The organism is Neoroseomonas lacus, from assembly GCF_014644535.1.
GTDB lineage: Bacteria > Pseudomonadota > Alphaproteobacteria > Acetobacterales > Acetobacteraceae > Neoroseomonas > Neoroseomonas lacus.
Genome location: NZ_BMKW01000001.1, coordinates 68,170 through 91,608, shown reverse-complemented (window position 1 = coordinate 91,608; position 23,439 = coordinate 68,170). Strand labels below are relative to the sequence as shown.

The window sequence follows — 23,439 nt, the reverse complement described above, 5'->3', positions numbered from 1 at the left end:
TCGATGCAGGTCACCGAGCTCGCGAATGACGGGCTGAAGCGCGCCTACTCCGTCACTGTCACCGCGGCGGATATTTCCGCCTCGCGCGACAAGCGGCTCGCCGAGATCGCCAAAACGGTCACCATGCCCGGGTTCCGCCCCGGCAAGGTGCCGATGTCGGTGGTCAAGCAGCGCTATGGCTCCGCCGTGCTGGGGGAGGTGCTGGAGCAGTCTGTCACCGACACCTCGCGTCAGGTGGTCACCGATCGTGGCCTCAAGCCCGCGATGCAGCCGAAGATCGAACTGACGAACTTCGCCGAGGGCGCCGACCTTGAATACCGCATGGATCTCGAGGTCCTGCCGGATGTGCCGATGCCCGATTTCTCCGGTATCGCGCTCGAGCGCCTGAAGGCCGAGCCGACCGACGAGGTGATCGACAAGACCCTCGCCACCATCGCCGAGCGTAATGGCGAGCTGGCCGATGCCGAGCCGCGCCCGGCCACTACCGGTGACGTGCTGGTCTGCGACTTCACCGGCCGCCTGCCGGCCGACCTGCTGAAGAACGGCCCCGGCCTTGGCGCGCGTCCCGGCAAGCCCGGCGAGGTGCCGACCGGCTGGACGCTCGAGGTCACCAGCGGCCTCGAGAGCGAGATCGCGGCGATCGGCAGCGAGGCCGGGCGTCCCTATTTCGACGTGAAAGTGACGGGCACGCCCGATGAGAAGGGTGTCCTGCGCCTGCGGCCCGGCAGCGCCACCGATGTGCCGGTCAAGGCCGCCGACGTGCTGACCATGGTGACGCGGCTGCGGATCGTCGACGGCGCGCTGCCGGCGGCGGGCGTCGTCCGCTTCGGCTTCAACGAGGCCGCCGAAGGGTGCGACGTCGTCTATCACCACAAGAAGTCGGCGCTCGGCAGCGACGATGACGGCATCACGGCGACGCTCGCCGACGGGCCGGCCCCGGTGCAGGTGCAGCCGATCATCATCGCGCAGCTGCCGGCCGGCGTGCCGGTCGACATGACGCTGCGCGTCGGCCCGGTCCGGGTCTTCGCCGGCGCCGAGGAGCCCGAGGCGCGCATCTTCGCCGGCGGCACGGCCACCGACATGCCCATCGAGGTCGGCGGCCAGGGCTTCATCCCCGGCTTCACCGAGCAGATGGACGGCATGGCGCCGGGCGAATCGCGCGACATCAATGTGGTGTTCCCGGGCGACTACGGCTCGGCCGAACTGGCCGGCAAGCATGCCCGCTTCACCATCGACGCCAAGGCGCTCAAGACCCGCACCCCGCGCGCGGTCGACGACGAGCTGGCCAAGACCGTCGGCATGGCCGACCTCGCCGCGCTGAAGGAGGCGATCCGCTCCTCGCTGCAGCGCGAATATGACGGCCTGGCGCGGCTGAAGCTGAAGCGCGCCCTGCTCGACAGCCTGGCCGAGAAGGCCAGCTTCCCGGTGCCTGAGAGCATGGTGGAGGCCGAGTTCACCCAGATCTGGCAGCGCGTCGAGGCCGACCTCAAGGCCGGCCGCCTCGACGAGGACGACAAGGGCAAGGACGAGGAGACGCTGAAGGCGGAATACCGCACGATCGCCGAGCGTCGTATCCGCCTGGGGCTGATGCTGTCGGAGATCGGCCGCACCAACAATGTCCAGGTCGGCCAGGAAGAGATGCAGCGTGCTGTGTTCCAGGAAGCCTCGCGCTATCCGGGCCAGGAGCAGCAGGTGCTGGAGTTCTTCCGCAAAAACCCGCAGGCCGCCGAGAATCTCCGCGCCCCGCTGTTCGAGGAAAAGGTCGTCGATTTCATGATCGAACTGGCCAAGGTCACCGACCGCCAGGTGACCGCCGAGGAACTGAACGCCGAGGCGACCGCGGCCGCGTAAATGCCGGTCGGAGAAGGCGCCATCGGGCGCGTTCTCCGGCGCCGGCCGGGTCGGACGCCGGACTGATCTAGCGGCCACTGAACTCTCGCCAGGCGCCGGTGTACGCTTGGCCCGATAAGCCGGGGATCTCCCGGCCGCTGATTCGACAGGGGTAGCCCACCAGGCTGCCCCTTTTTCATGCATTTCGCCCGCCATTCATTCTCCGACCAGCGGTAACGCAGGAAAAGTGCGGCTTTCATCTCGCCCGCCTTGCGCGCTCCACCGCGCCTCGCCTACATCGACGAACAGAACACGAGCGGCCAGCCGGACCGCCGATATGGGGAGAGGTTCAAGGGTGTCTGATGCCATCCTGCAGACAGTCGGACTGACGAAGGAGTTTCGCGGCTTCGTGGCCGTGAACGACGTCAACCTGTCGATCCGCCGCGGCACGATTCACGGCCTCATCGGCCCGAACGGTGCCGGCAAGACCACCTGCTTCAATCTGCTGACCAAGTTCCTGCAGCCGACCCGCGGGAGCATCCGTTACGATGGGCGCGACATCACCGGCATGAAGCCGGCCGAGGTGGCGCGGCTCGGCCTCGTGCGGTCGTTCCAGATCTCGGCGGTATTCCCGCATCTGAGCGTGCTCGAGAATGTCCGCGTCGCCCTGCAGCGCCAGCGCGGCGGGTCGTTCGATTTTTGGCGCTCGGATTCGCTGCTGCGGCAGTATGACGCCCGTGCGCGCGAACTGCTCGAGGATGTCGGCCTGACCGCCTATGCCGGCCTGACGGCGGGCGAACTGCCCTATGGCCGCAAGCGGGCGCTGGAAATCGCAACAACCCTCGCGCTCGACCCGGTAATGATGCTGCTCGACGAACCGACCGCGGGCATGACGCATGACGATGTCGGGCGCATCGTGCAGTTGATCCGTCGCGTCTCGGCCGGCCGCACCGTGCTGCTCGTCGAACACAACCTCACCGTCGTCTCCGGCCTGTGCGATTTCATCACCGTGCTGGCCCGCGGCAGCGTGTTGGCCGAGGGTGACTATGCAACCGTCGCGCGCAACCCCGATGTCATCGCCGCCTATCTCGGTGACGAAGCGTCCACGGAGGCCGCCCATGGCTGAGACCCTCACCGATCGGCCGGCCACGGGGCAGGGGGGCGCGCCGCTGCTGACTGTCCGAGGGCTCCAGGCCTGGTACGGCGAAAGCCATGTGCTGCACGGCGTCGACATCGACATCCATGCCGGCGAGGTGGTCACCCTGCTCGGCCGCAACGGCGCGGGCAAGACGACGACGCTGCGCTCGATCATGGGCGTAGTCGGGCGGCGCAGCGGCTCGATCACCTATGGAGGGCGCGAGCTGGTCGATGCGCGCTCGGACGTCATCGCCCGCGCCGGCATCGCCTGGTGCCCGGAGGAACGCGGCATCTTCGCCTCGCTCGACGTCACCGAAAATCTGATGCTGCCGCCGGTCGTGCTGCCCGGTGGCCTGCCGATCGAGGAAATCTACACGCTGTTCCCCAACCTCAAGGAACGTGCGCGCAGCCAGGGAACCAAGCTGTCGGGCGGCGAGCAGCAGATGCTCGCCATCGCGCGCATCCTGCGCACCGGGGCGAAGTTGCTGCTGCTCGACGAACCTTCGGAAGGCCTCGCCCCGGTCATCGTGCAGCAGATCGGCCACACCATCCGCGCGCTGAAGCAGCGCGGCTTCACCGTGCTGCTGGTCGAGCAGAATTTCCGCTTCGCCCAGACTGTCGCCGACCGGCACTACGTCATGGAACACGGCAAGGTCGTGGACATGGTCCGCAATGATGAACTCGCCGGATCGATGGGCCGCCTGCACGAATATCTCGGCGTCTGACCGCATCAATGACGACCGCCGCGCCAGGACGTGGCGCGACGGTTCCACAGGAGGATGAACATGACCGAAACATCTCGCCGCGGTGTTCTCGCCGGCGCCGCCGCCGCCGCGACCTGGGGTGCCCTGCCGATCGCGCGCGCCCGCGCCCAGGCCGCCAACACCATCAAGATCGGTGTGCTCGGCGATGCCTCGGGCACCTATCGTGACCTTGGCGGGCCCGGTTCGACCATTTGCGTGCGCCAGGCGGTCCAGGAATTCGGCGCCCAGGGCTTCAATGTCGAAGTCGTCGAAGCCGACCACCAGAACAAGCCGGACGTCGGCTCGACCATCGCGCGCCAGTGGTTCGACCGTGATGGCGTCGACATGATCACGGACGCGACCACCTCCTCGGTCGCGCTGGCGTTGAACCAGCTGGTCAAGGAAAAGAACAAGGTCATGCTGAATTCGGGGGCCGCGACCTCCGACCTGACCGGCGCGGCCTGCACCGCCAACACCATCCACTGGACCTACGACACCTGGATGCTGGCACACAGCACCGGCGCGGCGATGGTGCGCGCGGGCGGCGACACCTGGTACTTCATCACCGCCGACTACGCCTTCGGCCACGCGCTGGAACGCGACACCTCGGAATTCGTGCGCGCCGCCGGCGGGCGGGTGCTGGGCAATGTCCGTACGCCATTTCCGGGGACGACGGATTTCTCCTCCTTCCTGCTGCAGGCGCAGACCTCGCGCGCCAAGGTGATCGGCCTCGCCAATGCGGGGGCGGACACCACGAATTGCATCAAGCAGGCGGCGGAATTCGGCATCACCTCGCGCGGAGTGAAGCTTGCCGGCCTGCTGGTCTTCATCACCGACGTGCATGCGCTTGGCCTGCAAACGGCCAAGGGTCTGGTGATGACCGAGACCTTCTACTGGGACCTGAACGACAAGACCCGCGCCTTCACCGGCCGCGTGCGGCCGCGCATGCCGGCGAATGCGCCGCCCTCCATGGTGCAGGCCGGCTGCTACTCCGCCTCGCTGCATTACCTCAAGGCGGTCAAGGAGATGGGCGCCGCCGCCGCCAAGGCCGATGGCGCCGCGACGGTCGCGCGCATGAAGGCGATGCCGGTGGTCGACGACGCCTTCGGCGACACCTCGATCCGCGCCGATGGCCGCCGCATCACCCCGGCCTATCTGTTCGAGGTCAAGGCACCGGCCGAGAGCCGCGCGCCCTACGACTACTACAAGCTGCTTCAGACCACCCCGGCGGATGAGGCCTTCCGTCCGATGGCCGCCGGCGGCTGCCCGCTCGTGCGCAGCTGACAGCGCGGAACCACACCGGATCGACAAGCATGAGCAGGGAGACAGGAATGACCGGAATTCATCGTCGCGGCCTTCTCGCCGCCGGGGCCGCCCTCGGCGCGCTGCCGCTGCATCGCGCGCGCGCGCAGGCGACCAATACCGTCAAGATCGGCGTGCTGAACGACCAGTCCGGCCTGTACCGGGACGTGAATGGCCCGGGCTCGGTGGCCTGCGTGCGCCAGGCCATCGCCGACCTGGGTGCCACGCTGCGCGGGTTGAATGTGGAAGTGGTGGTCGCTGACCACCAGAACCGCCCCGATGTCGGGGTGAACATCGCGCGGCAGTGGCTCGACCGCGACGGCGTGGACATGATCATCGACGTGCCGACCTCCTCGGTCGCACTCGCCGTGAACCAGGTCGTGCGGGAGAAGAACAAGGTCTACATCAACTCCTCGGGCGCCACCTCGGATCTCACGGGGTCAGCCTGCTCGCCCAACACCATCCACTGGACCTACGACACCTACATGCTCGCCAAGAGCACGGGTGGTGCGATGGTTCGCGCGGGCGGCGACACCTGGTTCTTCATCACCGCCGACTACGCCTTCGGCCATGCGCTGGAACGCGACACCGGCAATTTCGTGAAGGCGGCCGGCGGGCGTGTGCTCGGCCAGGTGCGCACGCCGTTCCCCGGCACGAGCGATTTCAGCAGCTTCCTGGTGCAGGCGCAGGCCTCGCGCGCCAAGGTCGTCGGCCTCGCCAATGCCGGCGGCGATACCATCAATTGCATCAAGCAGGCGGCGGAATTCGGGCTGACCCGCCGCGGCGTTAAGCTTGCGGCCCTGCTGATGTTCATCTCCGACGTCCACGCGCTGGGGCTGCAAACCGCCCAGGGCCTTGTCTGCACCGAGACCTTCTACTGGGATCTCAACGACAACACGCGCGCCTTCACCGCCCGCGTGCTGCCGAACATGCCGCAGCAGCTGCGCCCGGGCATGGCGCAGGCGGGCTGCTATTCGGGGGCGATGCACTACATCAAGGCGGTGCTGGAACTGGGGGCCGAGGCGGCCAAGGCCGATGGCGTGGCAACCGTCGCGCGCATGAAGGCGATGCCGGTGCAGGACGACGCCTTCGGCGCCACCTCGATCCGCGCCGATGGGCGCCGGATCATGCCGGCCTACCTGATGGAGGTGAAGGCGCCAGGCGAGAGCCGCGGCGCCTGGGACTACTACAAGGTGCTGCAGACGACGCCGGCGGACGAGGCCTTCCGCCCGCTGTCCGAAGGCGGCTGCCCGCTCGTGCGCGCCTGATCCGAATACCCCCGGCGGGGCAACGACCCCCGCCCGGCAACGACAAGCAAACCAATGATGGAGGATTTCGCCCGATGGAATTGACCCGACGCTCCGTGCTCGCTGGCGCTGCCGCCGCTACCGCCATCGCGCCGTTGTCGCGTGCGCGCGCGCAGGCCAACACCATCAAGATCGGCGTGCTGACCGACATGTCCGGCACCTATCGCGACAACACCGGGCCGACTTCGGTTGCTGCGACGAGGGAAGCGGTCGCCGAATTCGGCACCAGCCACGGCTTCACCGTCGAGGTGCTGGACGCCGACCACCAGAACAAGCCCGACGTCGGCTCCAACATCGCACGGCAATGGTATGACCAGGGCGTCGACCTGATCCTCGACGTGCCGACCTCCTCCGTCGGGCTCGCGGTCAACCAGATCGCCAAGGAGAAGAACAAGGCCTACATCAATGTCGGCTCCGCCACCGCCGACCTGACCGGCGCGCAATGCGCCGCGACCACGATCCACTGGGCCTACGACACCTACATGCTGGCGAAGTCCACCGGCGGCGCGATGGTGCGCGCAGGCGGCGACAGCTGGTACTTCATCACCGCCGACTACGCCTTCGGCCATGCGCTGGAGCGCGACACTATGGCCTTCGTGCGCGCCGCCGGTGGGCGCATCCTGGGCAATGTCCGCACGCCCTTCCCGGGCACCTCGGACTTCTCCTCCTTCCTGCTCCAGGCGCAGGCCGCGCGGCCGAAGGTGATCGGCTTGGCCAATGCCGGCGGTGACACCGCCAATTGCGTGAAGCAGGCAGCGGAATTCGGCATCACCCGCGGCGGCATCAAGCTCGCCGCGCTGCTGCTGTTCATCAACGACATCAACGGCATCGGCCTGCAGACCGCCAAGGGCCTGATCTGCACCGAGACATTCTATTGGACGATGAACGACAAGACGCGCGCCTGGACCCAGCGCGTGGTGCGTCGCACGCCGACCAACTACCCGAACATGATCCATGCCGGCTGCTATTCGGGCGCGCTGCACTTCCTCAAGACCGTCGCCGACATGGGCGTGCCGGCCGCCAAGGCTTCGGGCGTCGACCTGGTCAACCGCATGAAGGCGCGCCCGTCGGAGGACGACCTGTTCGGCCGCTGCGAGATCCGCGCGGATGGTCGCCGCCTGCTGCCCTCCTACCTGCTCGAGGTGAAGTCGCCCGAGGAGAGCACCGGCCCGTGGGACTACTACAAGGTGGCCCAGACCACCCCGGCGAACGAGGCCTTCCGCCCGCTCGCCGAAGGCAATTGCCCGCTGGTACGCGGCTGAGGTCGCTGCCGACCACCCAGCGCGCAACAAGACGCGTCAACAACGATAGGGGAGGTACAAAGAATGACAGAGATCAGCCGCCGTAGCGTCCTTGCCGCCGGTGCCGGGTTTGGTGCGATGCCTTTTTCGCAGGCCCGGGCACAGGCGGCGAATACGATCAAGATCGCCCTGCTGTGCGATTTCTCCGGCACCTATCGCGACGTCACGGGCCCGAACGAACTGGCCTGCGTCCGCCAGGCCGCGGCCGAATTCGCCAATCGCGGCTTCAATATCGAGGTCGTCTACGCCGACAACCAGAACCGCGCCGATGTCGGTTCCAACGTCACGCGCGCCTGGTTCGACCGCGACGGGGTCGATGTGGTGGTCGATGGCGGCGCCTCCTCCGTCGCGCTCGCGGTCAATGACGTCGTGCGCGACAAGAACAAGGTCTTCCTGAACTCATCCTCGGCGACCTCGGACCTCACCGGGAGGGCCTGTTCGCCGAACCTGGTCCATTGGACCTACGACACCTTCATGCTGGCGAAGTCGACCGGTGGGGCGACAGTTCGCGCCGGTGGCGACAGTTGGTATTTCATCACCGCGGACTACGCCTTCGGTCATGCGCTGGAACGCGACACGGCGAATTTCGTCCGCGCAGCCGGCGGGCAAGTGCTGGGTCAGGCGCGCACGCCTTTCCCGGGAACCACCGACTTCTCGGCCTTCCTACTCCAGGCGCAGGCGGCGCGGCCCAAGGTGATCGGCCTCGCCAACGCCGGCAGCGACACCATCAATTGTATCAAGCAGGCCTCCGAATTCGGGCTTATCCGGCGCGGTATCAAGCTCGCCTCGCTGCTGATGTTCATGCCGGATGTGCATTCCCTCGGTCTTGCCACCACGCAGGGGCTGATCTGCACCGAGACTTTCTACTGGGACCTCAATGACCGGACGCGCGCCTTCACCCGCCGCGTCCAATCCGAACTGCAGCCGAATGTGCCGCTCTGCATGAACCATGCTGGCGGTTATGCATCGGTGGTCCACTACCTGAAGGCGGTCGCCGACATGGGCGTCGCGCGTGCCAAGGCCAACGGCGCCGAGGTCGTCGCCCGGATGAAGGCGATGCCCTGCGACGACGACTGCTTCGGCCCTGGGCGCATCCGCGAGGACGGGCGGAAACTGCACCCCGCCTATCTTTTCGAGGTGAAGACACCGGCCGAAAGCACCGGCCGGTACGATTACTATAAACTGCTGCAGACAACCGCCGGCGACGAGGCGTTCCGCCCCCTCGCCGAGGGCAATTGTCCGCTGGTGCGTGGCTGAACCAGGCCGGCGGCCGGCGGGACGGGGAAACGCCCCCGCCCGCCGATCGCCCTACGCCGACAAGGAGAATGGGGACATGGAAATCAATCGCCGTAGCCTTCTCGCCGCCAGCTCCCTTGCCGCGGTCGCGCCGCTCTCGCGCGCCCGCGCGCAGGGGCAGACCATTCGCCTCGGCGTGCTGACCGACATGTCCGGTCCGTACCGTGACAGCACCGGCCCCGCCAGCCTGCTGATGACCCAGGTCGCCGCCGAGGAATTCGCGGGTCGCGGCTTCACCGTCGAGGTGATCGGCGCCGACCACCAGAACAAGCCTGATGTCGGCGCCAACATCGCCCGCCAATGGTACGACCAGGGGATGGACGCGATCGTCGATGTGCCGACCTCCTCGGTCGCCTTCGCCGTCAACCAGATCGCCAAGGAAAAGAACAAGGTCTTCCTGAATTCAGGCGCGGCATCCTCCGACCTCACCGGGTCGCAATGCAGCCCGAACACGGTGCACTGGACCTACGACACCTACATGCTGGCCAAGGGCACCGGCGGCGCCATCGTGCGCAATGGCGGCGACACCTGGTACTTCGTCACCGCCGACTACGCCTTCGGCCACGCCCTGCAACGCGACACCTCGCGCTTCGTGGAGGCCGCCGGCGGACGCGTGCTTGGCGCCTCGCGCTATCCCTTCCCGCAGACCACCGATTTTTCCGCCTTCGTGCTGCAGGCCCAGGCCTCGCGCGCCAAGGTGCTCGGCATGGCCAATGCGTCGGGCGATACCATCAACACCATCAAGGCGGCGCGCGAATTCGGCCTGCACCGCACGATGAAGCTCGCCGCCCTGCTGATGAGCAGCACCGACATCCACGCCCTCGGCCTCGATGCCGGGCAGGGGCTGCTGCTGACCGAGGCCTTCTATTGGGACCTCAACGACCGCACCCGGGCGCTGTCCAGCCGCGTGCGCGCCCGCAACCAGGACCGCCCGCCCAGCCAGGTGCCGGCGGGCTGCTACGGCGCGGCGCTGCACTACCTCAAGGCCGTCGCCGACATGGGCGCCGCCGCGGCGAAGGCCGATGGCCGCGCCGCCGTCGCCCGCATGAAGGCGATGCCGACCGATGACGACGCCTTCGGCCCCGGCCGCATCCGCGAGGACGGGCGCAAGCTGCACCCCGTCTATCTGTTCGAGGTGAAGACACCGGCCGAATCCTCCGGCCCGTGGGACTACTACAAGGTCGCCGCCACCACCCCGGCGGAGGAGGCCTTCCGCCCCCTCGCCGAGGGCGGCTGCCCCTTCGTGCATTCGTGACAAGGACCTGATCGTCAATGCTCGAACTCATCGAGACCATAACCGGCGTCCCGGCGCCGCTGCTGTTCGGGCAGGTTCTGCTCGGGCTGATCAACGGCGCCTTCTACGCGATGCTCTCGCTGGGCCTCGCGGTGATCTTCGGGCTGCTCAACATCATCAACTTCACCCATGGCGCCCAGTTCATGATGGGCGCCTTCGTGGCGTGGATGCTGCTCGCCTGGGCCGGGCTCGGCTATTGGTGGGCGCTGATCCTCGCTCCGCTGATCGTCGGCTTCACCGGCGTCGTCATCGAGCGTTTGATGATCAGCCGGCTGTACAAGCTCGACCACCTCTACGGCCTGCTGCTGACCTTCGGCATCGGCCTGATCATCGAGGGCGTCTTCCGCAACCAGTTCGGCTCATCGGGCCTGCCCTACCGCATTCCGCCTGAACTCTCCGGGGCGTGGGATCTCGGCTTCATGTTCATGCCGGTCTATCGCGGCTGGGTGGTGATCTCCTCGCTCGTCGTCTGCCTGGCGACCTGGCTGGTGATCGAGAAGACCCGCCTGGGCGCCTATCTGCGCGCCGCCACCGAAAATGCCGCCCTGGTGCAGGCCTTCGGCGTCAACGTGCCGCGCATGATCACACTCACCTACGGCGCGGGCGTCGCACTCGCCGCCCTCGGCGGCGTGCTGGCCGCCCCCATCTACTCGGTCAATCCGCAGATGGGTACGAACCTGATCATCGTCGTCTTCGCTGTCGTCGTCATCGGCGGCATGGGTTCGATCCTCGGTTCCATCATCACCGGGTTCGGCCTCGGCATCGTCGAGGGCCTGACCAAGGTCTATTGGCCAGAGGCTTCGGCCACCGTGATTTTCGTCATCATGGCGATCGTGTTGCTGACACGACCCGCCGGTCTGTTCGGGAGGGCTTGAGCCATGGCATCCGAGTCCACCGCCGGGCCGATGCCGGCCGCCATCGCCGAGGCACAGGGCATGTGGGGCTACAGCCGAGCGCAATTCGTCGCGCTGATCATCCTGGTCGCCGCGCTGATCGTCGGGCCGTATTTCCTCTACCCCGTCTTCCTGATGAAACTGCTGTGCTTCGCGCTGTTCGCCTGCGCCTTCAACCTGCTGATCGGCTATGTCGGCCTGCTCTCCTTCGGCCATGCCGCCTATTTCGGCATGGGCGGCTACATCGCCGGCTATACCGCCAAGGCCTGGGGCTTCACGCCCGAGGTCGCGGTCATCGCCGGTGCCGTCATCGCCGGCCTGCAAGGCTGGGTGTTTGGCTGGATCGCCATTCGCCGGCAGGGCATCTACTTCGCCATGATCACGCTGGCGCTGGCGCAGATGGTCTATTTCGTCTGCGTCCAGGCGCCCTTCACCGGCGGCGAGGACGGCATCCAGGCGATCCCGCGCGGCCGCCTGCTCGGCATGTTCGACTTGAACGAGGACATGGCGATGTACTGGTTCGTCGCCGCCGTCTTCCTGGCTGGCTTCCTGATGATCCACCGCATCATCCATTCCCCCTACGGCCAGGTGCTCAAGGCGATCCGCGAGAACGAGCCGCGCGCGACCTCGCTCGGCTACCGCACCGACGACTACAAGCTGGTGGCCTTCATCCTTTCGGCGACGCTCGCCGGCGTGGCGGGTGGCGTGAAGTCGCTGGTCTTCGGCATCGCGACGCTGACCGACGTGCATTGGTCGATGTCGGGTGAGGTGGTGCTGATGACGCTGGTCGGTGGCCTCGGCACGGTGTTCGGGCCGGTGGTGGGCGCCGCCGTCATCGTCGCCATGCAGAACTACCTGGCCGAGATGGGCGCCTGGGTCACCGTGATCCAGGGTGCCATCTTCGTCACCGTGGTGCTCGCCTTCCGCCGCGGCCTGGTGGGCGAGATCGCCAACCTGCTGAAGGTGAAGCTGTAAGGAACGGGGAGGGGGCGCTCGCCCCCTCCGCCTACCGCCGCGCCAGCACGATGGTGGCGGCGGCGTGATACAGGATGGCCGGCCATAGCAGCGGCCCGCCAAGCGCGGTGAACAGCGCCACACCCACCAGCGGCACCGCCACCAAGGGTTGAAGCAACCACATCGCGCGCCGCCCAACCGGCTCCGACCAGCGCCAGCAGGCGATGGCGAAGCCGATAAGCGCAACCCCCGCGATCCGCGCAGCCCCCGCGCCGGCCGGTGTGGCGTCCTGGCCAAGCAGCAGCCAGGCGACGAGGTTCGGGCACGCCGCCATTGCCAAGCCTGTCAGCAGTTCCACGGCGATGGCGGGGAAGAACATCCGGGTCACCGATGGCCTCGTTTCGGGGTGAGCGGCGGCAGTGTCGCCCGTCGCGGCACGGCCTGGGCGTCGCCGCTCCGGCCGATGATGCTGCCATCGCTACCCCGGGCGTGTCACATACTGCCTTCGCGGCGGGCAATGCCGGGTTCCGGGGCGCACAAATCGGCCCCAGCCCGCCTTGCCCAATCCGCCCCCCCGCGCGAGCCTGCGCAAAGCACTGATCGTGGGGCACACATGGCGCGTCAATTCCACCTCGGCTGGTTCCTGCAGGGCTCCTCCGCCCAGGCATGGGGCGAACCCTGGACCGGCAATATCGGCACCGAATGGATGGTGCCCGACTTCTTCATCGAGATGACGAAGAACCTCGAACGCGCCTGCTTCGACTATGTGCTGCTCGAGGACAGTTCGTATATCGGCGAATCCTACGGCGGCTCGCGCGAGATCTACCTTCATCACGGCCTGTCCACGCCGCGCCAGGACCCTTCCATCGTCGCCGCCCTGCTGGCGCGCGAGACCAAGCGCATCGGCATTGTCACCACGCTCGGGACCTTCGCCTACCCGCCCTATCTGCTCGCCCGCCAAATCGCGTCGCTGGACCAGATCTCCTCCGGCCGCATCGGCTGGAACGCCGTCACCGGCTCGTCGGATTACGCCGCGCGCAATTTTGGCCTGGATGGCATGCCGCCGCATGACGAGCGCTACGACATCGCTGACGAATACATGGAAGTCGTGCGCAAGCTGTGGGGCTCCTGGGAACCCGGCGCCATCATCGCCAACCGCGACACCGGCGTGCTGGTCGACCACACCAAGGTCCACGCCATCGACCATGTCGGCAAGCACTTCAAGGTGCGCGGCCCGCTCAACTCCGGCCCCTGCGTGCAGGGCACGCCAGTCATCGCTCAGGCCGGCGGTTCGCCGCGTGGCCGTGCCTTCGCCTCGCAGCACGCGGACACCATCGTCGCGATGGTGAAGGGCACGGCGGGGATGAAGGCCTATCGCGACGACATCCGCGCCCGCATGGTCGCGCACGGCCGCAACCCTGATGACTGCAAGGTGCTCTTCCTGGTCTCCCCCGTCCTCGGCGATACCGAGGAGGAAGCGCGCGCCAAGCACAAGCGCCGCCTCGCCACGACCGAGGACAAGATCGCCGTCCGCCTCGCGCATCTGTCGAAGATCACCAACCTCGATTTCGGCGCCCTGCCGCTCGACGAACCGCTCGGCAAGCTGACCACCAACGGCCACCAGCAGTCGCTCGACGAGTTCCTCAAGAAGGCCGGCAACAAGACGCTGCGCGAGGCCGCCGAGATCTATTCCGATGCCGGCTCCATCCCGCTGGTCGGCACGCCCGACCAAGTCGCCGACCAGATGGGCGCGGCGATGGAGGAGATCGGCGGCGACGGCTTCCTCATCACCACCAACGAGACCTCGCGCCGCATCATCGCCGAGATTGCCGACGGTTTGGTGCCGGCCTTGCAGCAGCGCGGCCTGACGCGCCGCTCCTACGAACACGCGATGTTCCGGGAGAACCTGCTGGCGTTCTGAACTCTCGCCGGCGGGGCCGCTACACCGGCAACCCCGCCGGCGGCTTCACCGTCCGCAGCACGAAGGCGCTCTTCGTATCCTTCACCCCCGGCAACCGCAGCAGCCGCCTGGTCGCGAATTCGCCATAGGCCTCAAGGTCAGTCGCGACGACCTGCAGCAGATAATCCGTCTCCCCGCTCATCGCCCAGGCCGCGAGCACTTCCGGCATCCGCCCGATCGCCGCGTGGAATGCTTCCACCGTCTCCTCCGAGCGCGACGCCAGGCTGACCTCGACGAAGGCGGTCAGCCCCAGCCCCAGCCGCGGCGCGTCCAACACCGCGCCATAGCCGGCGATGATGCCGGCCTCCTCCATCCGTTTCAGCCGTCGCTGGCAGGGCGTCGCCGACAGCCCGACCCGTTCGGCCAACGCCACCACCGAGGCACGCCCGTCGCGCTGCACCTCGCGCAACAGCTTGCGGTCGATCGCATCCAGATCAATGGCGGAATTTGTCATGCGGAAACCACTCCGTAGCGGAATCCCCTCAGCATACGGCATCTCAGGCCACACTTCGCCGAAAGTCCCCCGCCGCCCGAGGCGATCCTTCTCCCCTCGCAGGAGTAACGCGCCATGGATGTCCCGCCCGACCGCACCGCCATCGCCGGCGCCATCTCGGACGCCAACCCGATGGGCACTGACGGCTTCGAATTCGTCGAGTTCGCCGGCCCCGACATAGCCCATCTCGAAGCGGTCTTCACCAGCCTCGGCTTCATCCCCGTCGCCCGCCACCGCTCCAAGCAGGTGACGCTGTGGCGCCAGGGCGACGTGAATTTCGTGCTGAATGCCGAACCGACGTCCTTCGCACAGGGTTTCGCCCGCGTTCACGGCCCCGGCGCCTGCGCCATGGCCTTCCGCGTCGCCGACGCCGCCGCCGCCTTCGAGCGCGCCATCAGCCTCGGCGCGCGCCCTTTCCATGGCCGCGTCGGCCCGATGGAACTCAACATCCCCGCCATCGAGGGCATCGGCGGCAGCCTGATCTACCTGGTCGACCGCTACGGCGCGCAGGGCTCCATCTGGGACATCGATTTCCGCTGGATCGAGGGCGTCGAGCACAACCCCAAGGGTGCCGGCCTCACCGTCATCGACCACTTGACCCACAACGTCCATCGCGGCCGCATGGATGCCTGGTCGGGCTTCTACGAGCGCCTCTTCAACTTCCGCGAAATCCGCTACTTCGACATCGAGGGCAAGCTGACCGGCCTGAAGTCCAGGGCCATGACCAGCCCCTGCGGCCAGATCCGTATCCCGATCAACGAAAGCAGCGACGACCGCTCGCAGATCGAGGAATACCTGCGCGCCTACAATGGCGAGGGCATCCAACACATCGCCATGGGCACCAACGACATCCATGCCAGCGTGGAGGGCCTCGCCGCCAACGGCGTCCGCTTCCTCGACACACCCGACACCTATTACGAACTCCTCCCCCAGCGCCTGCCCGACACCGGCGAGGACATGGCCCGCCTCCAGCGCAACCACATCCTGATGGATGGCTCGCCCACCGGCGGGCGGCTGCTGCAGATCTTCACCAACACGGTGATCGGCCCGATCTTCTTCGAACTCATCCAGCGCAAGGGCGACCAGGGTTTCGGCGAGGGCAATTTCCGCGCGCTCTTCGAATCCATCGAGCTCGACCAGCTGCGCCGCGGCGTCCTCAAGCCGGCCGCCGAATAGCGTCCCCAGGCGGCGCCGCACAACCCGCCGCCTGACCATCCGCGCGCCAGCACTGCGCAGCATTTGTGCAGGCCGCAGCCAAACGGTGCCGTTCCGTCCTGCCTTCCCCCTTGCGCCACCGCACCCGGCGCGGGTTACTGCCGCCATGGCATCAGGAACCGTCACAGCGCTGGCCGCACCGGACCCATCCTCCGTACCCGCCCTCGAAGTCGTCGGCCTCACCCTCGACTTTCGCCAGGACGGCCGCCAGATCCGCGTCCTCGACGGCGTCTCCTTCCGCGTCCACCCCGGCCGCACCCTCGCCATCGTCGGCGAATCCGGCTGCGGCAAATCTGTCACCTCCCTCGCCATCATGGGCCTGCTGCCCGCCACCGCGACCATCGGCGGCGCCATCCGCCTGGCCGGCCGCGAACTCACCGCCATCTCCGCCGAGGAACGCCGCAAGCTCCGCGGCGGTGAGATGGCGATGATCTTCCAGGAACCCATGACCAGCCTGAACCCGGCCTTCACCGCCGGCGAACAGGTCGCAGAAGCCCTCCGCCTGCATCAATCCCTCGACCACGCCGCGGCCTTCGCTGAAGCCACCCGCATGCTCGACCGCGTCCGCATCCCCGACGCCGCCCGCCGCGCCCGCCAATACCCGCACCAGCTCTCCGGTGGCATGCGCCAGCGTGTGATGATCGCCATGGCGCTCGCCTGCAAACCCAAGCTGCTCATCGCCGACGAACCCACCACCGCACTCGACGTCACCGTCCAGGCGCAAATCCTCTCCCTGCTCGACGACATGAAGCGCGAGACCGGTACCGCCGTCATCCTCGTCACCCACGACCTCGGAATCGTCGCCGACCACGCCGACGACGTCGCCGTCATGTACGCCGGCCGCATCGCCGAACAGGCCCCGGCCGCCACCCTCTTCGCCATACCCGAACACCCCTACACCGCCGGCCTGCTCGGCGCGGCACCAGGGGAGGGGACTCCGGGCGAGCGCCTCGCCAGCATCGACGGCACCGTCCCGGACCTACGCAACCCACCCCCGGGCTGCCGCTTCGAACCGCGCTGCCCCTTCACCATCGCGCGCTGCGCCACAGAGGCCCCGCCACTCGCCGAGGTCGCGCCCAGTCACCTTTCCGCTTGCTGGCGCGCGCCGCTCGACAGCGTGCTGAAGGAAGAAGCGGGGGAGGGAACTCTCCCGGACCCCCTCCTTCTTTCGTCTGTCAGCCGGACAACGCCGGCCCAAAGCGCCGGCCCATCAAGCCGATGAGCGAACCGCTGCTCCAACTCGACGGCCTGACCAAGAAATTCCCGGTCAGGGACGCCCTCGGCCGCAAGGCCGGCGCCGTGCACGCCGTAGACGGCGTCTCCCTCTCCATCACCGAAGGCGAGACGCTCGCCATCGTCGGCGAATCAGGCTGCGGCAAATCTACCCTCGGCCGCCTGATGCTCAACCTCATCACCCCCGACACCGGCACCGTCCGCTTCGCCGGGCAGGACCTCACCAAACTCTCCGCCTCCGCCCTGCGCGCCCGCCGCCGCGACATGCAGCTCATCTTCCAGGACCCCTTCGCCAGCCTCGACCCGCGCATGACGGTCGAACAGGCCGTCGCCGAACCCCTCCGCCTGCACTCCATCGTCCCCCGCAGCGAGGAACGCGCCCGCGTCGCCGACCTGCTCTCCCGCGTCGGCCTGCGCCCCGAACTCGCCCGCCGCTGGCCCCACGAATTCTCCGGCGGCCAGCGCCAGCGCATCGCCATCGCCCGCGCGCTCGCCTCCCAACCGAAACTCATCATCGGCGACGAACCCGTCTCCGCGCTCGACGTCAGCGTACAGGCCCAGGTGGTGAACCTGCTCTCGGACCTAATCCGCGACCTCGGCCTGACCTTCGTGCTGATCAGCCATGACCTCGGCGTGGTCCGCCACATCGCCGACCGCGTCGCCGTCATGTATCTCGGCCGCATCGTCGAACTCGGCCCGGCCGCCGACGTCCTGTCGGCGCCGAAGCACCCCTACACCCGCGCCCTGCTCGCCGCCGTCCCTGGCCACGGCACCAAGGCCCCGCCCATCGAGGGCGACGTGCCATCGCCCATCTCGCCGCCCTCGGGCTGCCGCTTCCACACCCGCTGCCCCTTCGTGGAAGACCGCTGCCGCGTCACCTCGCCCGACCTCGGCAGCGCCGCTCACGCCGTCGCCTGTCATCTGGACGGCCGCCTGCCGCCCGCCACCCCGGCGCCCGACCGCCTGGCCGGTGGGCAAAGGCTGCGCCGCCTGCAATCCTTCTTCCGGGCCCCGAGCCCCCAACCGGGAGTGCCACAACAATGAAGACGACGATCCGCACGGTCATCGCCGCCGCCGCGCTGCTGATCCCCGCCATGGCCCCCATGGGGTCTGCCCAAGCCCAGAACCTGCGCATCGGCCTGCGCGAGGACCCCGACATCCTCGACCCGACCCTCTCGCGCACCTATGTCGGCCGCATCGTCTACATGGCGATCTGCGACAAGCTCTTCGACATCAACGAACGGCTGGAGGTCGTCCCGCAACTCGCCACCGCCCATCGCTGGGAAAACCCGACCACCCTCATCATCACGCTCCGCGACGGCGTCCGCTTTCACGACGGCGAGCCGATGGATGCCGAGGCCGTCCGCTATTCCATCAACCGCCATCTCACGATGCAGGGCAGCTTCCGCCGCTCCGAAATCTCCGAGATCGACCGCGTCGAGGTGGTGGACCCGCGCACCGTCCGCATCATCCTCAAGACCCCCTCGGCCTCCTTCCTCTCCGCGCTGACCGACCGCGCCGGCATGATCGTCAGCCCCAAGGCCGCCGAGGCCGCCGGCCGCAATTTCGGCAACCGCCCGGTCTGCGCCGGCCCCTTCCGCTTCGTCGAGCGCGTCGCCCAGGAACGCATCGTCGTCGAACGCTTCCGCGAATACTGGGACGCCGCCAACATCCACTTCGACCGCGTCACCTACCTGCCCATCCCGGACAACACGGTGCGTCTGGCCAACCTGCAATCCGGCGCCGTCGAATTCGTCGAGCGCATGGAACCCGACGACATGGCCACCATCGGCCGCACGCGGAACCTGCGCGCCATCGCGGTGGATGAACTCGGCTACCAAGGCATCACCATCAACAACGGCAATGGCGAACGCGCCAACACCCCGCTCGGCCGTGACGCGCGGGTGCGCCAGGCGCTCGAACTCGCCATCGACCGCGCCGCCATCAACCAGGTGGTCTATGAGGGCATGTACACCCCTACGCGGCAGCCTTTCCCGCCCGCCAACCCCTTCCATGTCAGCGACTTCCCGCCCACCGAGCGCAATGTGGACCGCGCTCGCGCCCTGCTGCGCGAGGCCGGCGTCACCACGCCCTTCCCGGTGGAACTGACCGTCCCCAACAACCCCGACCTGCGCCAGGTCGGCGAGGTGATCCAGTCCATGGCCGCCGAGGCCGGCTTCGCCGTCACCCTGCGCGCGATGGAATTCGCCTCCTCCCTCCAGGCCGCGACGCGCGGCGAGTTCCAGACCTACCTGGTCGGCTGGTCCGGCCGCGTCGACCCGGACGGCAACATCTTCACCTTCACCCGCACCGGCGGCGGCCAGAATGACGGCCGCTACTCCAACCCGGAGGTCGACCGCCTGCTCGATGCCGCCCGCATCGAACTCGACGTCGAAAAGCGCCGCGACCTCTACGCACAGGCGGTGCGCCTCGCCTTCGGCCAGGATGTCAGCCGCATCTACCTGTGGCATCGCAAGAACATCATGGCGCATGCGGCGCGGCTGACCGGCTACCGGCCCGTCTCCGACGGCATGATCCGCCTGCAGGGCATGCGGTTCCAGTAATGGGCATCTGGCTGCTGCGCCGGGTGGGGCAGATCATCCCCACCCTGCTGATCCTCTCGATCCTGATTTTCGGGTTGCAGCAGCTCATGCCCGGCGATCCGGCCGAGATCATGGCCGGCGAGGAACGCGGCGACCCGCAGGTCATCGCCCAGATCCGCGCCGAACTCGGCCTCGACCGCTCCATCCCCGAACAATACCTGCGCTGGATCGGCAAGGTCGTGACCGGGGATTTCGGCTTCTCCTGGCGCATCCGCGTGCCGGTCACCGAGCTCATCCTCACCAAGCTGCCGGTGACCTTCCAACTCGCCTCGATGGCCTTCATCATCGCCATCCTGATCGGCGTGCCGCTCGGCATCATCTCCGCGGTGCGCAAGGACACGCCGGCCGACTGGGCGGCCAATGGCGCGGCGCTGTTCGGCATCTCCACGCCGAATTTCTGGCTCGGCATCATGATGATCCTGTTCTTCAGCGTCGAACTCGGCTGGCTGCCGCCCTCCGGCTACGTGCCGCTGCTCGAAGACCCGGTGCAGTCGCTGGCGACCACCATCATGCCGGCCTTCGTGCTTGGCACCGGCGTCGCCTCTGTGCTGATGCGGCACACCCGCGCGGCGATGCTGACGGCGCTGTCGCAGGACTACGTTCGCACCGCCCGCGCCAAGGGGCTGAAGGACCGCGTCGTCATCTGGAAACACGCGCTGCGCAACGCGCTGATCCCGGTCGTCACCCTCGGCGCCATCGAATTCGGCCGCCTGCTCGCCGGCGCCGTGCTGACCGAGCAGATCTTCACCATCCCCGGCTTCGGCAAGCTGATCGTCGATGCCGTGTTCAATCGCGACTACCCGGTGGTGCAGGGGGTGGTGATGGCGACCGCGCTGATCTTTGTCGTACTGAGCCTGCTCACCGACCTGCTCTACATGATGATCAATCCGCGGCTGCGGCAGGCCTAGGCACGCATGTCCCTCCTTGGCCCCAGCTTCACCGCCCGCATGCCGCGTTCGCTGCGCCAATCGGGCTTCCACGGCGCGACGGTGACGGTCGTGCTCACCGGCGACCTGGTCGGTCTGGTCGGCGCCGAGGGCGGCGACCGGCCTGTCCCGATCGGCCACATCGCCGGCCTGCGCGCCGGATTCGGCCAGACCGGGCGCGGGCTCCATCCCGAACTCCGCTTGTTCCTCACCGATGGCAGCACGCTGCGCCTCGACCCGATGGCGGATCCGGGGGACGCCGCGGCCGCGCGGCGCTCCTACCCTGACTTCGTGCGCAGCCTCGCGGCGCGGCTGGCCGGGGCAGGGCGGCTTGCCGGCATCGAGATCGGCGTCAGCCGAGGCTGGACCGCCATCTTCACCGCTCTGCTCGCGCTGCCAGCCCTGGCCATGGCGACGATCGCCGCCTGGGTCTGGCTGGACCCGCCGCGCGATGTTGTCGAGCGCTGGATCGCCCGCGCCTTCACCAGCCTTCTTGCGCTGCTGCTGGTTGCCTTCGTCGGCTGGTTCTGGCGGGCGCAATGGCCGCGCGGCGTCGCTGACCTCGCCGCGCTCGAAGCCGGGCTGCCGCGCCGATGAGTGCGAACGCCACCGCCATCCCCATCGGCGAAAGCCCGACCCGCCGCGCCATCAAGCGCTTCCTGCGTCATCGCCTCGCCGTCTTCGGCCTGTTCGTCGTCGTGTTGTTCATCCTGGTCGCGATCCTCGCCCCGCTGATCGCCCCGCACGACCCGCTGCAAACGTCCTGGACGCGCATCCGCAAGCCGCCCTCCTGGGGTTTCTGGATGGGCACGGACGAGAACGGTCGCGACGTCCTCTCCCGCGTTATCTGGGGCGCGCGCGCCTCGCTGATGGCCGGCGTGGTCTCGGTGATGGGCGCGCTGATCCTCGGCGTCCCGCTCGGCCTGCTCGCCGGCCTGGCCGGCGGCTGGACCGACACCATCATCTCCCGCGTCGCCGACGCGATGCTCTCCGTGCCCTTCCTGATCCTCGCGATCGCCCTCGCCGCCTTCCTCGGCCCAGCGCTGGAAAACGCGATGCTCGCCATCGCCATCACCGCCTCGCCGGTCTTCGTGCGCCTCGCGCGCGGCATGGCGCTCGACGCCAAATCCACCGATTGGATCGAGGCCGCCCGCGCCCTCGGCAACCCCGCCTGGCGCATCGCATTCGTCCATGTCCTGCCCAACATCATCCCGCCATTGCTGGTGCAGGCGACTCTCGCCATCGCCGAGGCCATCATCGCCGAGGCCGCGCTCTCCTTCCTCGGCCTCGGCATGCAGCCGCCCAACCCGTCCTGGGGGTCGATGCTCAATTCCTCGCAGCGCTTCCTGACCCAGGCACCCTGGCTGTCGGTCTTCCCCGGCGTTACCATCATGGTCGTGGTCCTCTCCTTCAACCTGATGGGCGACGGGTTGCGCGACGCGCTCGACCCCCGCGCCGAGAAAACATGATCGAACTCCGGCAAGCCCCCGGCACGCTGCCGCGCGGCCGACGCATCTACGTCATCGGCGACATTCACGGCTCCATCGGCAAACTGCGCGACCTGCACGGCCAGATCGCCGCCGACCTCAAGGCCCGCCCGGTCGCCTCCGCCCTGCTGCTCCATCTCGGCGACTTCGTGGACAAGGGCGGCGACAGCCGCGCCGTACTCGACTACCTGATCGAGCGGGACCCGGTCCCCGGCATCGAGATGCTGAACCTCACCGGCAACCACGAGGAAACCATGCTGGCCGCCCTCGACGGCGACGGCGCCGCGGCGGCCGACTGGCTCTGGGGTGGCGGCCGCGCAACGCTCGACGCCTGGGGCGTGCCCGCCGACGCCCCGCGCGAAGCCTGGCTGGAACACTTCGCCCCGCAGCATCTGCGCTTCCTGCGCCGGCTGCACCTGCATCACCAGGAAGGTGGCTACCTCTTCGTCCATGCCGGCATCCGCCCCGGCATCGCGCTGGAGGACCAGTCGCGCGAGGACCTCATCCGCATCCGCCACGACTTCCTCGGCTCCGAGCGCGACCATGGCGTGGTCGTCGTCCACGGCCACACGGCCGGCTTCCAGCCGGTGGTGCGCGACAACCGCATCTGCCTCGACACCGCCGCCTGGTCGGGCGGCCCGCTCACCTGCGGCGTGTTCGAGGCCGACCGCCTCGGCTTCCTGCAGGCCTGATCAGCCCCGCCGCACTGGACCCGCTGATGGCGCCGGCGCGGCCGCCGGCGCCACCAGGAAGGAAAGGTCCATCGCATAGGCGCTGGCCGGGTCGCCCGGGTCGAAGGTCACGTTCACGCTCGTCATGCTGCGCATCTGGGGCACCGGGTCGAAGGGAATGGCCGGGCTTTCGAACAGCCGCTGCACGCCGCTGCGCGGGTCCGACCAGCGCGCCTGCAGGACCCACCCCATCGCGTCCCGCCGTAACCCCACCAGTGGCACCTGGAACGTCATCGCATTGGCCGGGGCGGCGATCGGCCCGCCGGCCACCACCACGCCACCGGGCCGCCCAAAGCCCCAGATCGCCTTGCTGACCAGCGCGAACACCAGCCCCATCCCGCCCAACAGCGTCGCGACGAACCAGCTTTCCATGAAGCCGGTCATCTGGGCGTGCTCGGGCGCCTCGGGCCGGTAGCGGATGCGGATCGTCTCGCCCACCGTGCAACACGGCGGGTTGGACGCCACGCCGCCCTCGACCCGCCGCTTCGTCCCATCCGGCAGGGTAAACACGAAGACCGGGACGTAGGTGTAGCTGGTGGTCCGGCGATCGCGGTCGCGGCTCGACCGGGTGAGCATCTCGACCACCTGGGCATCGGTCTCCACCGCGCCGCGGCGGAAGTTGACCTCCGACCAGATGGCGAATCCCGACCCGGCGAGCAGCGCCAGGCCAATCAGCAGGAACAACGCGGGAAGGATGCGGCGCATCGCCTATCGCCCCCGAACCATGGCTCGAT

At 68.2% G+C, this 23,439-nt stretch carries 21 protein-coding genes and 2 pseudogenes; 20 read left to right on the top strand and 3 right to left on the bottom strand.

Features of this window, described 5'->3' with window-relative positions; translation table 11 throughout:
• Positions 1–3 precede the first annotated feature (3 nt).
• The 11 genes and pseudogenes from IEY36_RS00455 to IEY36_RS00405 all read left to right on the top strand — a co-directional run.
• Positions 4–420 (top strand): annotated as a pseudogene (locus IEY36_RS00455) (trigger factor); the annotation flags it as partial.
• Between the two features lie 636 nt (positions 421–1,056).
• Positions 1,057–1,851 (top strand): annotated as a pseudogene (gene tig / locus IEY36_RS00450) (trigger factor); the annotation flags it as partial.
• Between the two features lie 334 nt (positions 1,852–2,185).
• A complete protein-coding gene (locus IEY36_RS00445) occupies positions 2,186–2,956 on the top strand; it encodes an ABC transporter ATP-binding protein (protein ID WP_229680988.1) in 771 nt (256 codons plus the stop codon).
• Positions 2,949–3,692, top strand: a complete 744-nt coding sequence (locus IEY36_RS00440; protein WP_188964947.1) for an ABC transporter ATP-binding protein — start codon at positions 2,949–2,951, stop codon at positions 3,690–3,692. Before IEY36_RS00445 ends, IEY36_RS00440 begins: the two co-directional genes overlap by 8 nt.
• Before the next feature lie 60 nt (positions 3,693–3,752).
• Positions 3,753–4,994 (top strand): ABC transporter substrate-binding protein, encoded by a 1,242-nt coding sequence (locus IEY36_RS00435; protein ID WP_229680987.1) that lies wholly within the window; start codon positions 3,753–3,755, stop codon positions 4,992–4,994.
• A gap of 47 nt (positions 4,995–5,041) precedes the next feature.
• Positions 5,042–6,280 carry an ABC transporter substrate-binding protein gene (locus tag IEY36_RS00430; protein ID WP_188964945.1) on the top strand — a complete coding sequence of 413 codons (1,239 nt, stop codon included), beginning with the start codon at positions 5,042–5,044 and terminating at the stop codon, positions 6,278–6,280.
• Positions 6,281–6,354: 74 nt separating this feature from the next.
• Positions 6,355–7,581 (top strand): ABC transporter substrate-binding protein, encoded by a 1,227-nt coding sequence (locus tag IEY36_RS00425; protein ID WP_188964944.1) that lies wholly within the window; start codon positions 6,355–6,357, stop codon positions 7,579–7,581.
• Positions 7,582–7,644: 63 nt separating this feature from the next.
• Positions 7,645–8,877, top strand: a complete 1,233-nt coding sequence (locus IEY36_RS00420; RefSeq protein ID WP_188964943.1) for an ABC transporter substrate-binding protein — start codon at positions 7,645–7,647, stop codon at positions 8,875–8,877.
• A 76-nt stretch (positions 8,878–8,953) separates the two neighbouring features.
• A complete protein-coding gene (locus IEY36_RS00415) occupies positions 8,954–10,171 on the top strand; it encodes an ABC transporter substrate-binding protein (RefSeq protein WP_188964942.1) in 1,218 nt (405 codons plus the stop codon).
• A 17-nt stretch (positions 10,172–10,188) separates the two neighbouring features.
• Complete coding sequence (locus tag IEY36_RS00410; protein WP_229680985.1) at positions 10,189–11,085, top strand: branched-chain amino acid ABC transporter permease; 897 nt, start codon at positions 10,189–10,191, stop codon at positions 11,083–11,085.
• A 3-nt stretch (positions 11,086–11,088) separates the two neighbouring features.
• On the top strand, positions 11,089–12,078 hold the full coding sequence (locus IEY36_RS00405; RefSeq protein WP_188964941.1) for a branched-chain amino acid ABC transporter permease: 990 nt from the start codon (positions 11,089–11,091) through the stop codon (positions 12,076–12,078).
• A gap of 31 nt (positions 12,079–12,109) precedes the next feature.
• Here IEY36_RS00405 and IEY36_RS00400 read toward each other — a convergent pair whose 3' ends face one another.
• Positions 12,110–12,445: a hypothetical protein gene (locus tag IEY36_RS00400; protein ID WP_188964940.1), complete on the bottom strand. Its 336-nt coding sequence runs from the start codon at positions 12,443–12,445 to the stop codon at positions 12,110–12,112.
• Between the two features lie 225 nt (positions 12,446–12,670).
• Here IEY36_RS00400 and IEY36_RS00395 point away from each other — a divergent pair, with 225 nt between their 5' ends.
• Positions 12,671–13,978 carry an NtaA/DmoA family FMN-dependent monooxygenase gene (locus IEY36_RS00395; protein WP_188964939.1) on the top strand — a complete coding sequence of 436 codons (1,308 nt, stop codon included), beginning with the start codon at positions 12,671–12,673 and terminating at the stop codon, positions 13,976–13,978.
• A 19-nt stretch (positions 13,979–13,997) separates the two neighbouring features.
• Here IEY36_RS00395 and IEY36_RS00390 read toward each other — a convergent pair whose 3' ends face one another.
• On the bottom strand, positions 13,998–14,471 hold the full coding sequence (locus tag IEY36_RS00390) for an Lrp/AsnC family transcriptional regulator (protein WP_229680984.1): 474 nt from the start codon (positions 14,469–14,471) through the stop codon (positions 13,998–14,000).
• Positions 14,472–14,585: 114 nt separating this feature from the next.
• Here IEY36_RS00390 and hppD point away from each other — a divergent pair, with 114 nt between their 5' ends.
• The 8 genes from hppD to IEY36_RS00350 all read left to right on the top strand — a co-directional run bounded on the left by hppD (position 14,586) and on the right by IEY36_RS00350 (position 22,666).
• Entirely contained in the window at positions 14,586–15,686 is a 1,101-nt protein-coding gene (hppD, locus tag IEY36_RS00385) for a 4-hydroxyphenylpyruvate dioxygenase (RefSeq protein ID WP_188964938.1), read from the top strand.
• Positions 15,687–15,831: 145 nt separating this feature from the next.
• Positions 15,832–16,947 (top strand): ABC transporter ATP-binding protein, encoded by a 1,116-nt coding sequence (locus IEY36_RS00380; RefSeq protein WP_188964937.1) that lies wholly within the window; start codon positions 15,832–15,834, stop codon positions 16,945–16,947.
• Positions 16,944–18,002, top strand: coding sequence for an ABC transporter ATP-binding protein (locus tag IEY36_RS00375; RefSeq protein WP_188964936.1), 1,059 nt, complete (start codon positions 16,944–16,946; stop codon positions 18,000–18,002). The genes IEY36_RS00380 and IEY36_RS00375 overlap by 4 nt, the downstream gene beginning before the upstream one ends.
• Positions 17,999–19,522: an ABC transporter substrate-binding protein gene (locus IEY36_RS00370; protein ID WP_188964935.1), complete on the top strand. Its 1,524-nt coding sequence runs from the start codon at positions 17,999–18,001 to the stop codon at positions 19,520–19,522. The genes IEY36_RS00375 and IEY36_RS00370 overlap by 4 nt, the downstream gene beginning before the upstream one ends.
• The gene (locus IEY36_RS00365) at positions 19,522–20,469 is read left to right on the top strand and encodes an ABC transporter permease (protein WP_188964934.1); all 948 of its coding nucleotides are present in this window, start codon (positions 19,522–19,524) and stop codon (positions 20,467–20,469) included. The genes IEY36_RS00370 and IEY36_RS00365 overlap by 1 nt, the downstream gene beginning before the upstream one ends.
• Before the next feature lie 6 nt (positions 20,470–20,475).
• The gene (locus IEY36_RS00360; RefSeq protein ID WP_188964933.1) at positions 20,476–21,084 is read left to right on the top strand and encodes a hypothetical protein; all 609 of its coding nucleotides are present in this window, start codon (positions 20,476–20,478) and stop codon (positions 21,082–21,084) included.
• Positions 21,081–21,956, top strand: coding sequence for an ABC transporter permease (locus tag IEY36_RS00355; protein ID WP_188964932.1), 876 nt, complete (start codon positions 21,081–21,083; stop codon positions 21,954–21,956). The genes IEY36_RS00360 and IEY36_RS00355 overlap by 4 nt, the downstream gene beginning before the upstream one ends.
• The gene (locus tag IEY36_RS00350) at positions 21,953–22,666 is read left to right on the top strand and encodes a metallophosphoesterase (protein ID WP_188964931.1); all 714 of its coding nucleotides are present in this window, start codon (positions 21,953–21,955) and stop codon (positions 22,664–22,666) included. Before IEY36_RS00355 ends, IEY36_RS00350 begins: the two co-directional genes overlap by 4 nt.
• On the opposite strand, the gene IEY36_RS00345 is transcribed toward IEY36_RS00350, so the two are convergent.
• A complete protein-coding gene (locus IEY36_RS00345) occupies positions 22,667–23,410 on the bottom strand; it encodes a DUF3592 domain-containing protein (RefSeq protein WP_188964930.1) in 744 nt (247 codons plus the stop codon).
• Positions 23,411–23,439: the final 29 nt, after the last annotated feature.